Source organism: Clostridium sp. CF012 (assembly GCF_018861755.1).
GTDB lineage: Bacteria > Bacillota > Clostridia > Clostridiales > Clostridiaceae > Clostridium_AD.
Map to the genome: position 1 here is coordinate 17,354 of NZ_JAHLEF010000035.1, position 16,205 is coordinate 33,558.

Consider the following 16,205-nt stretch of genomic DNA (forward strand, 5'->3'; position numbering starts at 1 on the left):
AGTTTTCTTCTAAATTTGGTATACTATATATAATCACATACACAAGGGGGGAAACATTATGTCAATCAATAGTCAAAGAGAATTTGAACTTTTAAAAAAAATTGGTTTTGTACGAACCAGTGGTTCAAAAGAAGAATTAAAAGCTGCAAACCTTCTAATTGAGGAAATATCTTCAATAGGCTGCACGGGCCACTTAGAAGATTTTAAAGTTCCTACTTCTAATATTAAGAAAGCAACACTTACGGTAGTTGAGCCTTATGAAAAAGAATATGACATTACACCATATAACTGCTCAATTAGCACACCTGAAGGTGGAGTAATTACAGATTTTGTATATATAGAAGATGGGCTTGATGCAAATTTAATAGACCTTAAAGGAAAATTTGTACTTATAAATATGGGTCCAGATCCTAAGCTTTATAAAAAACTTATAAAAGCTGGTATCGCTGGTTATATAACCATGTGTGGTACTGCCATGGATGATGAAGATAAAACTGATATTACTGTAAGTAAAATGCGTGAAAAGAATACGAAGCACGGAAAAGTACCTGCTATAAATATGCGTATGAAAGACGGCTTCCATATGGTTCATAACAAAGCTTCTATGGTGAAAGTAGAACTAATTACTGAAGATATTGAACTTACTTCACATAATGTTGTTGTAACCTTAGAAGGCACAAAATACCCTGATGAGATAATATCTTTCGGTGCTCATTATGACAGTACTCCTTTCAGTACTGGTGTATATGACAATGGTGCTGGCTCAGTTATTATAATGGAACTTCTTAGACATTTTAAAGAAAATCCGCCAATTAGAACATTAAAATTTGTATGGTATGGTTCTGAAGAGGTTGGACTTCTTGGCAGTAAAGCTTATTTAAAGGCTCATGAGGAAGAACTACAAAAACATCTTCTAATGATTAATGTAGACGTTGCGGGCTCCATTATCGGAAAAGAGAAGGCCCTAGTTACCGCGCAGCAAAGCTTGATTGATTATATTGATCATATGGCTAAAATAAAAGGCTTCCCGCTTAAGGTAGAACAGAGCATATATTCAAGTGATTCCACAGCCTTTGCAGATGCAGGGATTCCGTCCCTTACATTCTGCCGTTTTGCACCTATGGGTGGAGCATTCATCCACAGTCGTAACGATGTTATGGATTTTTTAAGTGCTGAGGCCTTAGAAAAAACTACCATAATAACGAAAGAATTCAGCGAATCTATTGTAAATTCACTAGTATTTCCAATTGAAAGAAAGATTCCAGATAACATGAAAAAGGAATTAGATAAATACTTTGGCAGGGAACCTGAAAAAGAGGATTCAGTTAAATAATGGACAAGTTCATCTTGTTGTATGACTTTGTAAGGAGATTTGACTTGAACTAAGGATACTTTGTTATAACAAAGTATCCTTTATTACTTTCCTTGTCATTAGTATTATTCGCTTCGCTCGTAAATACCCCCGTTGGTCATGAACAATCTCATTGTATATGAACTAAAAAAATAAATATATCATATTGACACTGCCACTACTGCGTGATACTATATAGTGGTAGTAAGTGATACTGAATATCGGTAATACTAGATAGTGAAGAGGTGATCCATTTGGAAAATATTACAGAAATGCTAAAAGGGGTCCTGGAAGGCTCTGTTCTTGAAATCATCAGCCATGAGGAAATATATGGTTACGAGATTACTAGGAGGCTGAATGCGCTTGGATTTTCAGATGTTGTGGATGGGACAGTTTACACCATTTTGGTGCGGCTTGAGAAGAATAAACTCGTGGACATAGAAAAAAAACCATCCGATATGGGACCGCCGCGAAAGTTTTTCAAGCTCAACGACGCGGGACGTGAGGAACTGAGGAGGTTCTGGGAAAGATGGGAATTTGTATCATCAAAAATTAACGAGTTAAAGGAGAAGAAAAAATGAATTTTTGGGAAAAAATTACGGGAAGCGACATGACTAAAGAATTTGAAACTTTTGAATCGCGAGCCAAAAAGCTACCGGCTGATTATCAAGTGGCATGGGAAAAAATTAAAGCTAATCTTTGGCCGCACTCAGATTTCACCGGTCGCAACCTCATGCCAATTCTTGACGGTGTGCTTGGCCTGCTCGAAGAAACGGCTGCGGACGGTCAGAGTGTAGAAGAGGTTTTGGATGACGATATCAAAGGCTTCTGCTTAGCGCTGGTGGGCGAAGAAGGGGCAAACTCTTTTCGCGACAAGTGGCGCAAACAACTCAACAATAATATCGCTAAAAAATTGGGTAAATAGGGGGATAAAATGAGAATACAAGATATCATCGAAGGTAAAAAAGAGTGGCGAGCGCACGTGGCGCGTGTCAAAACGCTCCCGAAAGATTATCAGATTGTTTATAAAGAGATTCAAAAATATCTCTTTAAGGTGGGCCCTGTTGAGCTAACGGTCGGGATAGGTTTACTCTCGGGGATTATCGATCTTTTTGAAGAGGGCGCGGCCCTTAGGAAAAGCGTACTGGAAGTGACAGGCAGTGATGTAGCGGCTTTCTGCGACGATCTAATCAACGATTCAAAAACTTACGCTGACATCTATCAAGAATCTGCTAACCAAGAAGTTAACAAGGCCATGAAAAAGTTTACGGATAAAACAAAGTAAAAGGAAGATATGGGGATGGTAGAGTGTATAAATACGAGTGGATATTATGCCCGGTGTGTGGCAACAAAACAAGGGTCAAGGTACGTGATGATACGGTGCTTGAAAACTTCCCACTATTTTGCCCGAGGTGTAAACAGGAAACGATAATCAATGTAAAACAACTGAATATATCAGTTATTAAAGAGCCAGACGCTAAGATGCAGAGCCGATAATATGTGAGTGAAATCACAGTTGTTGGCTCTTTTTTTATGATAACTACTCAAGCTGCATAAAAAGGATTAGACGGATATTTGAGTAAGGTTACTATATTGTAGAGGAGGAAAATAAAATGAAAAAAAATATCATACAAATTAAAGGGGTAAAGAAATCTTTCAAAGATGTAGAAGTACTCAAAGGAGTAGCTTTTGAAGTAGAGCAGGGAGGTATCTTTGTATTACTAGGTTCCAATGGAGCCGGAAAAACAACGATGATTAGAATCATGGCTACTTTACTTAAGGCAGATGCTGGAAGTGTTGTGATCAATGGTTTTGATATTGAAAAAAATCCAGGGAAGATTAGAGGTTCTATCAGTCTTACTGGTCAGTTTGCTGCTATTGATGAAATTTTGACTGGACGTGAAAATCTTCAAATGATAGCAAAACTTAGACATCTTAAAAATCCAAATGGAGTAGCAGATGAGTTAATTAATCGTTTTGGTATGTCAGAGGCTGCAGACCGCAGAGTGGGTACTTACTCAGGAGGTATGAAAAGAAAAATTGATATCTCAATGAGTCTTGTGGGAAATCCAAAGATTATTTTCCTAGATGAGCCAACGACAGGTCTTGATCCAGAAGCACGTTTAGAAGTTTGGAAGATTGTAAAAGAGTTATCAACTGCAGGAACTACAGTATTCTTAACGACTCAACATTTAGAGGAAGCGCAGCAACTTGCAGATAAAATCGCCATTCTTCATGGTGGAAAAATCATTGCTCTAGATACACTAGAAGGATTGAAAAAATTATTCCCACCTACAAAAGTTGAATATGTTGAAAAACAACCTACATTAGAAGAAATATTCCTAATAATCATTGGTAAAAAGGAGGAGAAATAAATGGAATCTACAAATAAATATTTTTTCAAAGATATGAGTGTTATGTTTGGACGTTCTATGCGTCATATTTTTAGAAGTATGGATACAATTATTACAGTTAGTATCACACCAATTGCAATGATGTTATTATTCGTTTATGTATTTGGTGGTGCAATCGAAACAGGTACAGAAAATTATGTTGATTATCTATTACCCGGTATAATGTTAATGACTATTGGTAGTGGGATCGCATATGTAGCGTACCGTTTGTTTACAGATAAACAACGTGGTATCCTTGAACGTTTTCACTCTATGCCTATCGCTCGTTCTACAGTTTTATGGGGGCATGTATTAACCTCATTAATTTCTAATGGAATTTCTATAGTAGTGATTATACTTGTTGCATTATTAATGGGTTTCCGTTCCTGCGCAGGAATCTTAGAGTGGCTCGCGGTGTTTGGAATTCTTGGGATCTTTACACTTGCTTTGACTTGGATTGCTGTAATTGCAGGACTTGCTGCTAAAACACCAGATGGTGCAGGCGCATTCGCATACCCAATCATCTTCTTACCATTTATCAGTTCTACCTTTGTACCAACAGATACTATGCCTTCAGCAGTACGTGCTTTTGCTGAAAATCAACCTGTAACGCCTATCGTAGAAGCTATTCGTAATTTATTAGGAGTCCAACCAGTAGGAAATGATATCTGGTTTGCCCTTGCTTGGTGTATAGCAATAATGGTTGTTGCTTATATCTTTGCAATGAGGATCTATAAAAAATTATAAGCTATCTTTATATAAGTACATTTATTTTAGAAGTTGTTTCGCCAAAAGGTTATTATATCAATAACCTTTTGCGTAATTATATAGATACTATGTTTTCACGCATGTGGAAACTATAATTCTGATGACGAATAGTAATGGACAAACTTGGTAACTTACTTATACAATTTTAGAATCTCGCTTTGACTATCAATATAGATTTTTAAAAGCTCTTTTAAATCATCAGTTTTTTCTTTTTCTGTTGAAGGCTCATTAGGTTTAAGTCTTTCCAGAACTTTAAATTCAAAAGATTTTTCTCCATAAGTATCCCAATCCACTTGTAACTGCTTTAATTTATACCTGCCAATACTTAGCTTAAATTTAATTGATTCAAAAGGCTTATATAAATTCACTGATATATCTACTAAAGAATATCCAGTAATAGTATTATATATTTGAATTATACCCATTTCTATTTCTTGCTGCTTATAGTTATTTATAAGTTCTTTCTTTTTAATATTGCTCATAATATTCCTCTCACAATTCTTATAATATTTACTGCCGTTACTGGCTCTGATTAAGTATTCGTAGTCTACCAAGTAGAGAATTCAGATTTATTGTCATGGGCAATGGGCTAAGCTATTTTGCAAAATTACTGCCTCACTCACCAGGGCTGATCTCATCATTATTATTCGAATTACGAACTAAAAAAAACGTAATATTCTAAACTGAATTTTACGGTTTTTGACAAGACCGAGTAACTTTCAGAATAAATATCTACATTATTTGATGGATGCTTTATATCTCTTCTATCAAATCGCAGTTACTAGCAACTTGTATTTCGCCCTCTAGATCTCGAATTTTTTCTCTATATACTTTAATTGCAAAGTACCCAGAAATTATTAAAGAAACTACTTCTGATATTGGAAACGCTATCCATATTCCAGCTAATCCAATTAATTTACTTAGAATAAATGTCAATGGTAATAAAATAATAATCTGTCTTGCAAAAGATATAATAAGGCTTACTTTTGCTTTGCCAAACGCTTGAAAAACCGTAGAAAGAACTATTGATATCCCAGAAAACACAAAACCTATACTGATAATTCTCAAACACTCAATCCCTATTGCATCCATCTGTGGTGTACTGTTAAATAGCATAAGCAGTTGTCTTGGAAATATTACAAATACAGTCGTACCAATAAGCATTATGGCGCATGCAAATATGCAACCATACTTGACAGCTTCCAGTACCCGATGCTTATTTTTCGCGCCATAATTATAGCCAACTATAGGCATGATCCCCTGTGTCAAACCGAATACAGGCATATATATAAAAGACTGTAATTTGAAGTACGCACCAAATACTGCAACAGCAGTTCCAGAAAATCCTGCTAAAATCAAATTGATACCAGATACCATTACGGATCCCAATATTTGCATAAACATAGCCGGAATTCCAACTTTGAATATTTCACCTGTAATGTTGCTACTATAATGAAATTTCTTTAAATTTAATTTTAGTCCATTTTTGTTTCTAAGTACGAGTTTAAGTGCATATAGCATGGCACTTATCTGTCCAATAACCGTTGCTATTGCTGCCCCCTGCACACCTAATTCAGGAAAAAATAACAATCCAAAAATTAGAATTGGATCAAGAACAATGTTGGTTATGGCACCTAATAATTGTATTCTCATAGAACTTAACATGTCACCAGTAGATCTTAAAATATTCATACACACTTCTGATATAATGCTACCAAATGAAAACATCATAATAATTCTAGTATACTGTACTGCATAATTAATAATAACAGGGTCGTCAGTAAAAAGCTTAGAAAACATTTGGGGTACAAATACCGAACAAATCGCTAGGATAATCCACAATATAATACCTATTGCAAAACCATGTTCCGCCGTGTTTATTGCATCATTTTTGTTCCCCGCGCCTAGCTTTCTTGACATAAATGAGTTAATCCCGAGGCCTAGCCCCACAAATATTGATACTATTATTAATTGTATTGGAAAAGCTATGGATAAAGCCGTAAGCGCCTGCTCTGATATTTTTGCTACAAATATACTGTCTACAACATTATATAGCGCTTGCACAATCATCGACAACATTGCTGGCAATGACATTTTTATAATCAGTTTCTTTATATCCATATTCCCTAGTTTATACATATTTTCTTTCATTGTTAATTCTCCTTCAATTTGGTTATATTATCTACCATTTTGGCTAGTATACTTCTTATTTTTTCAATATCAGCATTAGAAATGTTATCAATAAGAATACCTTCCCATTCTTTCAAGACTTCTGTAATGCTAGGAAATATATTTGTTCCCTTATCGGTTAGATATATACCCTTTTCTCGTCTATCACTTTCACTAACTACTCTATTAACATAATTATATTTTTCAAGATGGGTGATTATTTTTGTTATAGTGGCCTTATTAAATAAAAACAATTCATTTATTTCGGTTAGGTTAGCCCCGTTATTACCCCTTAAAAATAACAATACTTCCGCTTGAACTTTATTTAGATTGTATTTTTTTAGCTTAACATCTACAAAATTATTTTGATTTCTATATAATATTGAAATATTTCTTCCTATTATTTTGCGCATATCTTCCTCCTAGAATAATAGTTGCCTAAGAAACTATTATACTTCATACTAGTTTCTTAGGCAACTATTATTTGCAGCAATCAATATAAGTAAGGCGTCCCGTTGTTCCACCAAGGGCACCAGTTTTCTACTGTGATATATTAGATTTCTCTTTACAAAAATACTTTATTGCCGAACCAATTATTACCCCCAACCATAAAATCAAACTTGTTGCTAATAAATATTTTCTATGATTTGACGAATAACTTAGCACCCCTATAACTGGTATACATGAAACTATAGCCTAATTAAAAATGCAACTTCAACAGGGCATTCAGTCAAAATAACTGAAGGTCTATTGAAGTTACATATAAATTGGTGATATTTGCAATGTCGAATGTTTATAAAACCAAAATGTAGTAATTTTAAGTTTTTAGTATATTAGATTTAATTTCAACTATAACCTCAATATATATGACTCTATAATATTGAGGTTTTATCCATTTTTTTAATTAGGGCCTTAATTGTAAGTTATTTGAAGGCTAACTTGATGACATTGCCCCCGGGGGACATGAACAAATTGTTAGCAAGTAGCAATTGGGTCACTTCATGACTTTTATATGGATCCAATACCTATTTGAACCCCAGATTATAGAGGATGATATAAGCTTTCTATATAATTCTTTTAATCAGTAAAACGTGCTATCAACCTTAACGTACCGAAAATTGGTATTACAATAGATAGTACGATACGAGCAGTCTTATTATATACTTTGTATTTCCACATCCAATATAACCCTAACGGCCAAAAAGCATATAAAATTCCCACTACGAAAAGTGGATTACCATACGTTCTAACTTGTTTTACTTTTGTACCTGCCTTCTCGTTATAAATCTCTTCCTCTTCGTAATAAGATTCTTCGTCATTTGCATCAACCTCTTCCTCATTATAAACGCCATCCTGTTCATCATAAGAGTCTTTATAAGTATTATAGGATTCTTTCCTCTCATAAAAAGGATCCTCCTTTTTATTGTATGGTTCTACCTTCCTGTCATATGTTGGTTGTTCTTGTGACTCTTGATACCCTACTGTAGGATTTTCAACGTAAAGACCATTATTTCCCTTCTTCTTCATTTCTATTCCCCTTCTATAATAGTCCGCATTCTATATGAATGTTTTTGCTCTCATCTAATATAATTTCTTTATCATACCGAACAAAATATATTTTACTTTTAAATTTTATACTTTTCAGTTTCTTATATACATCGTCATTAGCATTATTGCTATCAATACTATTACAAATATTTCATATTTATTCTTTATTATATTTGAAATCTCGCTTTAAAAAAAATTATAATAATCACGGTTATTATCCCTTGCGAAAAATAATGTAGCAAATATAAGCTTCCAGTTATAAAACTGTTAACAGTATTTAATGCTAATAAAATTAAGCCAGCCATCATCAGACACAGTAAGCCACCACCATGTGACACAAAAGTGTTTCGGCATTTTTATTATAACATGAAGATGCACAAAAATGTAATACAACAATGAATCATCTGGATACTTAATACCTTTAGACTAAGCTCTATATATACACCTTATGTCCATGTACTACGCATCCTGAGAATTAGACGACGTAACTATTGATATTGGAGGCACGAACAAGGGTCTTTGAAAATTGAATAATATGGTATTAAAAATCAAAATATGTACTATTATAGAATTCTATCTTTGTATAAATATGTATAATATGATATAATTTATATAGAGTTAGGTTGAATTTGTAAAATATATCGAAGCAAATGAACCCATATTAATGATTAATGGTGGTTTTAAAATATCAGTTTTATGTTTATGAATAAGAGGAGGTGATATTTTGGCTGTTTTTTACTATGGTTCGATTATTGCAGTAATGTTACTGTATGGTAACACCGTTTCTATTATGAAAAAAGTAAAGAGTGGAGAAAATACAGAATTAAATACTGCTGTAGGGTGCATTTTAGCAGCATTTATTTTATTATCTATTTTTAATATAACTATGGGTTAGTTTCCATAGTTATATTGAAGATTACTTCGCATGTTTCTTCTTATGCGTCACAACTAATAAAACCGAATAATCCCTTAAAAATACCGTATTATTCAATTGAATTTTACGGCATTCTTACGTCGCAGTTCAAAAATATATTTCGTTGTAATTCAAAATAAATTATCCCCCATATCTAATACACTCACTTTATAATATTGATTTTATCTAATGTTTTTATTTAGATTCTTACTTTCGATTTCCTATTGTATGCAAAGTATTATTCATAATACTTTACACTTTATGTTATATTATGTTGATATATCTAAGACTACTATAGTTTCATCTTCTTATATATAAGTATGTATTTACAATAGATATATTAATAATATCTATATATAACCAAACAAACTTAAAGTAAAAAGAGGCTTCCCTTAATTCACTTTTTAAGAAAAGTTTGAATTAACGAAAGAGTTTCCTAAATTAAATGCAGATCAAACGGAGCATTTTCTAAAATCACATCGTTCTATAAGAACCTATCAATTTGAGTAAATAATTAGCATACATCTGTAACTTTTTTATAAAAACTTGTAATAAATAAATATATGTACACTAACCAAATGCTTATATATCCACAATAAAGTGCAATTTTTATACTTTTAGGAAGCCATACATAAACAAATTCCCATGATGGTCCCCCATAAAACATATATGGAATTAGATATAAACAATAACTTAATCCAATAATGAAAATCAAAGATAAACTAATTTTAAAAATGCTTCTTATAGATTTTTTATAATACTTTCTTTCTTTTCTCAATATCTGTCTAAAAGTTTTAAGCATAAAATATAAGGTAATTAGAAGCATTACATTTGCAATACATATAATTAAAATAGAAATAACATCAGTATTTTTATTTAAATCCATTATATCTCTGCTATAATCTTTTCCTTGCAATATTCCATAAATACCGTCTGCAACTGCTGCTACATATGACGAATTAATATTGGAAAGCACTGCAACTCCAATCTTTTTTTCTGGGTTATACACTATAAATGAAGAATAATTAGGATTCCCTCCTGGATGATAAATTACTACATCGTCTTTTTCACGAACATACCATCCACTAGCATAGTACGAGCCACTATCTGATTCGTCTTTTTTAGGTTTATGAGAATCTTCAATTAACTCTTTACTAAATTTACTAGCATCGAATGTTCCCATTTGAATTTTAAGCCACTTTGCCATATCTTCAGCATTAGATATAATATATCCAGCTGGCTTATTCCCTCTATAAACAGGAGCATCATATAAACGTGCCTTTAAAAATTCAATCTTATATCCTTGTGCCATATATTCATTAACAGTCTCATTTCTATATAAGTAGGTATTGTTTAATCCCATTGGCTTTATAATATTTTCTTCCATATACTTTTCATATGTTACTCCTGTGACTTTCTCAATTATTAGTCCTAAAACATCATAATTGATTGTTGCATATTGAAATTTTTTTCCCGGCTCACTATCCAGTTCTACATTTGTTAATGTTTTTACAGTTTCCTCAAGTGCCTTATCATCATTAGAAATTGGTATCTTATTTATTGTTTTCTCAGGTATTCCACTTGTCTGATATAATAATTCTTCAATGGTTATTAAAGCAACCTTACCTTGATACTTCATCTTAAGCCAAGGAATATATTTAATTACTGGATCATCAATTTTAATTAGTCCATTCTTTTGTAAATTCAGGATCCCTAACGCGGTAAATGCTTTACTATTCGAGGATAATTCAAATAATGATTTAGAGGTAACTGGCTTTTGCCTCTCTATATCCGAATATCCTAAGCCCTTTTGATAAATAGTTTTATCTCCTTGAACTATAACTATAGACATTCCTGGAATTTTACCCTTTTCCATCTGCTTTTCTATAAATTTTTCTGTTTTTAATCTATCATTGCCTGATAGTTGATTTATTTCATTATTATCATTACCTAAAGAGTAGCTTTTCAAAGGTAATAAACTTACACTAATAAAAATACTGAAAATTATTAATAATCTATTTGTTTTTTTCATATACGATTGCTCCTTGTATCAATTTAATTAATCTTTGTATCTTTGAGTAGCCTATGTTAATAATTTAATATAACTGATGATATTACGCCTTAAAATGTATCGTCTACAGATTTTGAAGCAAATTCACTTCGCTCATAAACACCCTCGAGGGTCGTGAACAAATTGTGAACACAATTTGTTTTGCTAGGTGTATAGCAATAATAGTTGTTGCTTATATCTTTGCGATGAGGATCTATAAAAAATTATAACCTATCTTTATATAAGTACATTTAGTTAAAATGATATGCTTTATATAACATTGTAGATCGTATTTATATAGGACATATTAACGGCATAGGATCCTATGCACTATCAGTACTTGCTATCACCTTTCCCATATCAGTTATTATAATGGCCTTTGGAATGCTTGTTGGTATGGGTGCTAGTGCACTTATATCAATAAGACTGGGAGAAAAAAACAAAGAATCTGTAGAAAACATTTTAGGAAATGCACTAATACTTATAACTATAATAACATTAATAGTTAGCCTTCTTGGAATTTTATTTTTAAATAAATTTTTAATCTTATTTGGGGCAAGTGAAAATACCATCCCTTATACAAAGGCATATATACAGATCATACTTATGGGGCTGTTTTTCAAAACATAAGATTTTAAGACAAGTTATAGTGCTAATCCCCCTTATTCTTATACTTCCCATATTTTATAAGTTAGAAGGATTGTGGTTTTCACAACCCTGTGCAGATATGATTACAACGGCACTAACAGCATTTTTTCTGTGCAAGAGCATTAAAAAATTTCAATATACAATATATTAGAAAAATTAAGCTTAAATATAAAAATAAGCTATTCGCTTGCTAATCAAGATAATACAGGCATATGGATTGTAATTGCATATGACACTGTAAATAATTAATAGCAAACAACAACTTCCAGTTATTGTTACGTCCCCCTAGGTCGTAGTAAAAACTGGAAGTTTTTACTTTCTAATGTGAGTGTCCCATTACCAATATTATAAATGTAACTTTTAATTTTCGTTGCCAATATATTCCATCGTGTGAGATAATAATTATTAATCAGATATATATGCAGGTGTGGAGAGTTATTTACTAAATAAATAATCCCATAGTGTGTTAATGAATGTTCAATAGGGATTGGCCATTGCTTGAGTATGTAATATTAAAGCTTATGATAAATATATACTACAAAACTAAGTAGACAACCTAATTATTATATTGGAGGGTGTTATATGTTAATTAACAGAAAAATCGCTGGAATGTTTATCATGGTAATTTCCATTATCAATTTACTTATTGGATGTACACAAAGTAGTCCTGAATCTGTTGATGTAAAAAACATTAGCTATTTCAAGGAGTCGGATATACAACAGGAAAATATTATGAATCAACTGAAAGAACTTATTTCTGATAACTACAAGGGAAGATTAGCAGGATCTGAGGGGAATGCTCTAGCTGCTCAATATATTGCAGACAGTTATAAAAAAATAGGTCTTGAAAATCCAACAGGCTTAGACAATTATATGCAAAATTATAAACAGCCTACAATTTTGTTGAAGGATAAACCTGTACTTCAGATAATTGACAACACTAATAAAACACTTGTAGATTTTGACTATGCCGAGAATTTTGTGCTTCGTAGAATGCAAAGTAAAACTTCTGAAATTGAACTTAATGCACCTTTATTTTTGCCTGATTCAACTGAAAATCTACACGGGATGAGTGGCAAACTAGAGGGCAAGGTACTTCTGATACCTTCCGAATTAAGCTGGATGACCGGTAGTCCAGAAGGCCCTGTTGACTTGGCATCAATTTATGGTGCTAAGGCAGTTATTTGTGAATTTGATTTATCTAACAACATGAGCGGAATTAAATATCTAAAGGTCACACCATTTATGGCTTACAATAATAGCTCTAATTATCGCCCTTTTATTTTTGTAGATAGCGATACCTTTTCAAAATTAGTTGAAGCGGAAAAGTCAAATAAACATATTTATTTTAGCAGTAGCTATAAATTTGATAAAGACACAAAAGTAGCAAATGTCATAGGATTAATTCCAGGCTCTGATGCAAAATTAAAAGATGAATATATTATTGTTGGTGCTCATTTCGATCATGTTGGAGACAATATGGATGGAACTTATAACGTGGGAGCCCTAGATAATGCGTCAGGCCCTTCGGCAATGCTGGAAATAGCTAGGATTATAAGAGAAAGTAAAGTAAGGCCAAAGAAATCAATCTTATTTATTGCTTTCAATGGGGAGTCTAGCGGTCAATGGGGATCTAAATATTATGCAAGAAATCCAATTTATCCAATGGATAAAGCCGTAATGATAAACTTGGATATGGTTGGGTCAGCTAGAGAATTACCACTACTAATTGCTAGTCCAGAGAATAAAAGCAGCACTGAAAATAATGTTCTCAATAATACCCTTGCGGAGTATGCAAAGGAACTTTCTATAAACTATACTACCGGAAATGCATCTGGAAGTGACCATGTAAGTTTTGCTGCAAAAGATGTGCCCTCAGTACTGTTAACCCATCCTGATTTTGAAAATGGATATCATAGCCTATACGATACTATTGATAAAATAAGTGGCAGTAGACTTTCAGAAGTTGTGAAGTTAGTATTATACTATATAGAAAAAAAAGCTTATTAGTAAAATTTAATCAGTAGTTCTGATTTCTAAATGAACATGAGTAAAGATGGAGGCAAACAAAATCTTATTACAATCTTTGTATAAAAAATAATCCTTGAATTTTCAATTCGGACAGACAAAGATTTAGAAGAAAGTATGAATTATTATTATTATTATTATTATTATACTTCACAAATATATGACTTGATTAGTGAGGGAGTAAGTGATTTGCATTGCAGAGGAACTAATGCTAGAGTATGGATTTATGGAACATGTAGGTTATCCTAAAGACTTAACGAATGAAATGATGCTTAGTTCTAAAATTGAAAAACAAAAATGATACTGAAATTAAAATCACAGTATCTTTTTTTCTTCATATAAAAAGTAAAGGTCTATATAAAACACATAGACCTTTATTTTTGATGTGTAAATGTTATTTAAAGACTGTTGTGTGTTCCATCACAGAATGGAGGATTTTTAGTATGCTTACAGGCACATAGAACTTTGTCTATCAGCTTTCCCATGAGTTCTTCGATATTTCTGCTTAGTATGGCAATATCCTCCTTTTTTGCATCATCAATGTGAATCCCAGCTGAAACGGTGACATTACACAACCATTTGGAACTAAGACGCAGTGCGATGCTGCGAGCCAGTTCATCTTCTTTATGGCCTGTAATGCAGATTACACTGACGCTTGCCGAATCGCTGCCGTCTCCTGTCAGGCTTTTTCTTGGAACAGCAACTGCAACAGCACCGATATGAGGCACATCTCCTCCAAAAATGCATATAGAAACATCCTTACCGCAAAACAATGTATGGAGACAGACTTGATACTTTCCTTCTCCAGCGTTCAAAGAAATTTCTTTCATTCCAGTTTCCTCCTTTATGATAAAAGTACCCTAATTCACTGTTTTTTCACGTCCAAGTGTAAATGCGTAAAGTACAACTAGTACAACGATAAAAAATATAGAAACAGAATATATTGCATTTGCTATCCCTTGTTTTTTCTTACTCACTTTACTTACTGTAATTGTCTGAAGTGTAGGTGTCAAGAAACCATATGCTGCTCCATAGAATACTGCTGCAACAAGAAGTAGTAGGGTGCCGTTTACTATAGATAGAAGATAAAGTCCAATCATACCGCATACTGCCGCTGGATACATGATAACTTTATGACCTATCCTATCATATATAATACCTGAAACTGCTTTTGATACCAATAGTACAATAGCTTCTTATCATTAACGTTTTTTACCTGAAGGAGTGGTCTTTCCGCACAAATTCTGTAATATAGTAAATAAAGAGATATTGTAATATAATTTATTTAACCAATTCTTTAAATATATTGACATCCCTTCTATAAACATTTTCACTAAAACTTTCACTTATTTTAAGGCTTGCTTGTTTGTAGAAAATAGATGGTGCATTACTTACTACATAATAATACACATCTCCTTTGTTATAGATGGGATTTTCTAGAGTAGTAAAGATTGTACCTTCAATAGCTTTACCAGCATTTGCAGCAGCATCAATTATTAAACAGTTTTTCTTTAAACTTTTTTGATGTTCTAAAGATAGTATGTGCAAGCCAGTTTTATCAATCTCAATACCATTTATTATAATGTCAAAGCTTTCACGTTCTTCGATAAACTCGTGCATAGTTTTTCTATAAAACATTCTTACGTTATTATTAAATTTTGAAACAGCACAAAATGCTCCTTGAGAAACGTTCCCGCAACCTAACACTGCTATATTTGTACTGTGATCTGGTATCATACCGAAGCTTAATAATGCATGTAAAACAGCAGAATAGCCAGCAATAAAACTGTTCTCTTTGATAAAATTTGGTTTGATCCAATCGATTAATTTTATCTTATCTTTGTAATAAACCTGAGGGTGAATATTGTCCAAATCTACAATCGTTAGATTTTTTAAATTAAATTGTGCTTCCATAAAGCCTTTGCCAGATCCGTTAGGATGGGTCCAACCAATAATCATTTGATTTGGTCTTATATTTCTATAGTCATCTTCTAGGATACATTTAAGTGAAAAAATTGCAGGACAATCAGAAAAAATAGCCTCACGTGAGGCTATTTTACATCCTACCTTCTCATATTCATCATCACTTATATTCAGATTAAGTCCAAAATTATGTTCAATCACAATGTCATTTTCAAAATTATTTACATGAGTAGGCAATAATGCAACTCTTTTTTCACCAGAATAATGGGGAATAATAAATCCTAATTTCATACACTCAGTCCTCCTCGTATAATATTCAATTAACTAAAAAAAACAGTATGTTACATTCGTTTTTTTTAGATAGTATTTAGTTTTAATTATAATTCTTCTATTTTAAATATAATTATGATCTAT

General features: G+C 32.6%; 18 protein-coding genes. 10 read left to right on the top strand and 8 right to left on the bottom strand.

The annotated features are described in order from the left end of the window. Positions 1-58 precede the first annotated feature (58 nt). From KPL50_RS21475 to KPL50_RS21505, 7 genes are all read left to right on the top strand, one after another. Positions 59-1,333: a M28 family metallopeptidase gene (locus KPL50_RS21475; protein WP_216300586.1), complete on the top strand. Its 1,275-nt coding sequence runs from the start codon at positions 59-61 to the stop codon at positions 1,331-1,333. A gap of 272 nt (positions 1,334-1,605) precedes the next feature. Beyond that, the gene (locus tag KPL50_RS21480) at positions 1,606-1,932 is read left to right on the top strand and encodes a PadR family transcriptional regulator (protein ID WP_164959805.1); all 327 of its coding nucleotides are present in this window, start codon (positions 1,606-1,608) and stop codon (positions 1,930-1,932) included. Next, on the top strand, positions 1,929-2,276 hold the full coding sequence (locus KPL50_RS21485) for a DUF1048 domain-containing protein (RefSeq protein WP_216300587.1): 348 nt from the start codon (positions 1,929-1,931) through the stop codon (positions 2,274-2,276). The genes KPL50_RS21480 and KPL50_RS21485 overlap by 4 nt, the downstream gene beginning before the upstream one ends. A 9-nt stretch (positions 2,277-2,285) precedes the next feature. Continuing rightward, positions 2,286-2,636 carry a DUF1048 domain-containing protein gene (locus KPL50_RS21490; protein WP_216300588.1) on the top strand — a complete coding sequence of 117 codons (351 nt, stop codon included), beginning with the start codon at positions 2,286-2,288 and terminating at the stop codon, positions 2,634-2,636. A gap of 23 nt (positions 2,637-2,659) precedes the next feature. After that, positions 2,660-2,848, top strand: coding sequence for a cysteine-rich KTR domain-containing protein (locus KPL50_RS21495; protein WP_216300589.1), 189 nt, complete (start codon positions 2,660-2,662; stop codon positions 2,846-2,848). 116 nt (positions 2,849-2,964) lie between these two features. After that, complete coding sequence (locus KPL50_RS21500) at positions 2,965-3,726, top strand: ABC transporter ATP-binding protein (protein ID WP_216300590.1); 762 nt, start codon at positions 2,965-2,967, stop codon at positions 3,724-3,726. Continuing rightward, positions 3,727-4,491: an ABC transporter permease gene (locus KPL50_RS21505; protein ID WP_216300591.1), complete on the top strand. Its 765-nt coding sequence runs from the start codon at positions 3,727-3,729 to the stop codon at positions 4,489-4,491. A gap of 152 nt (positions 4,492-4,643) precedes the next feature. Here KPL50_RS21505 and KPL50_RS21510 read toward each other — a convergent pair whose 3' ends face one another. From KPL50_RS21510 to KPL50_RS21525, 4 genes are all read right to left on the bottom strand, one after another. Further along, positions 4,644-4,994, bottom strand: coding sequence for a GIY-YIG nuclease family protein (locus tag KPL50_RS21510; protein WP_216300592.1), 351 nt, complete (start codon positions 4,992-4,994; stop codon positions 4,644-4,646). Positions 4,995-5,265: 271 nt separating this feature from the next. Next, positions 5,266-6,663 carry an MATE family efflux transporter gene (locus tag KPL50_RS21515; RefSeq protein ID WP_216300593.1) on the bottom strand — a complete coding sequence of 466 codons (1,398 nt, stop codon included), beginning with the start codon at positions 6,661-6,663 and terminating at the stop codon, positions 5,266-5,268. Between the two features lie 2 nt (positions 6,664-6,665). Further along, a complete protein-coding gene (locus KPL50_RS21520; RefSeq protein ID WP_216300594.1) occupies positions 6,666-7,094 on the bottom strand; it encodes a MarR family winged helix-turn-helix transcriptional regulator in 429 nt (142 codons plus the stop codon). Positions 7,095-7,758: 664 nt separating this feature from the next. Continuing rightward, positions 7,759-8,208, bottom strand: a complete 450-nt coding sequence (locus KPL50_RS21525) for a hypothetical protein (protein ID WP_216300621.1) — start codon at positions 8,206-8,208, stop codon at positions 7,759-7,761. Positions 8,209-8,953: 745 nt separating this feature from the next. Here KPL50_RS21525 and KPL50_RS21530 point away from each other — a divergent pair. Continuing rightward, positions 8,954-9,124, top strand: coding sequence for a hypothetical protein (locus KPL50_RS21530; protein WP_216300595.1), 171 nt, complete (start codon positions 8,954-8,956; stop codon positions 9,122-9,124). Between the two features lie 532 nt (positions 9,125-9,656). Here KPL50_RS21530 and KPL50_RS21535 read toward each other — a convergent pair. After that, positions 9,657-11,174 (bottom strand): serine hydrolase, encoded by a 1,518-nt coding sequence (locus KPL50_RS21535; RefSeq protein ID WP_216300596.1) that lies wholly within the window; start codon positions 11,172-11,174, stop codon positions 9,657-9,659. Positions 11,175-11,507: 333 nt separating this feature from the next. Here KPL50_RS21535 and KPL50_RS21540 point away from each other — a divergent pair, with 333 nt between their 5' ends. Further along, on the top strand, positions 11,508-11,822 hold the full coding sequence (locus KPL50_RS21540) for an MATE family efflux transporter (RefSeq protein ID WP_375372954.1): 315 nt from the start codon (positions 11,508-11,510) through the stop codon (positions 11,820-11,822). A gap of 600 nt (positions 11,823-12,422) precedes the next feature. Next, positions 12,423-13,850 (top strand): M28 family metallopeptidase, encoded by a 1,428-nt coding sequence (locus tag KPL50_RS21545; protein ID WP_216300597.1) that lies wholly within the window; start codon positions 12,423-12,425, stop codon positions 13,848-13,850. A 416-nt stretch (positions 13,851-14,266) separates the two neighbouring features. Here the strand turns inward: KPL50_RS21545 and KPL50_RS21555 are convergent, their stop codons facing one another. The 3 genes from KPL50_RS21555 to KPL50_RS21565 all read right to left on the bottom strand — a co-directional run bounded on the left by KPL50_RS21555 (position 14,267) and on the right by KPL50_RS21565 (position 16,082). Beyond that, a complete protein-coding gene (locus tag KPL50_RS21555; RefSeq protein ID WP_216300598.1) occupies positions 14,267-14,698 on the bottom strand; it encodes a CDGSH iron-sulfur domain-containing protein in 432 nt (143 codons plus the stop codon). A gap of 30 nt (positions 14,699-14,728) precedes the next feature. Then, positions 14,729-15,049: an MFS transporter gene (locus KPL50_RS21560; RefSeq protein WP_216300599.1), complete on the bottom strand. Its 321-nt coding sequence runs from the start codon at positions 15,047-15,049 to the stop codon at positions 14,729-14,731. Between the two features lie 100 nt (positions 15,050-15,149). Continuing rightward, positions 15,150-16,082, bottom strand: coding sequence for a N(5)-(carboxyethyl)ornithine synthase (locus tag KPL50_RS21565; protein WP_216300600.1), 933 nt, complete (start codon positions 16,080-16,082; stop codon positions 15,150-15,152). Positions 16,083-16,205: the final 123 nt, after the last annotated feature.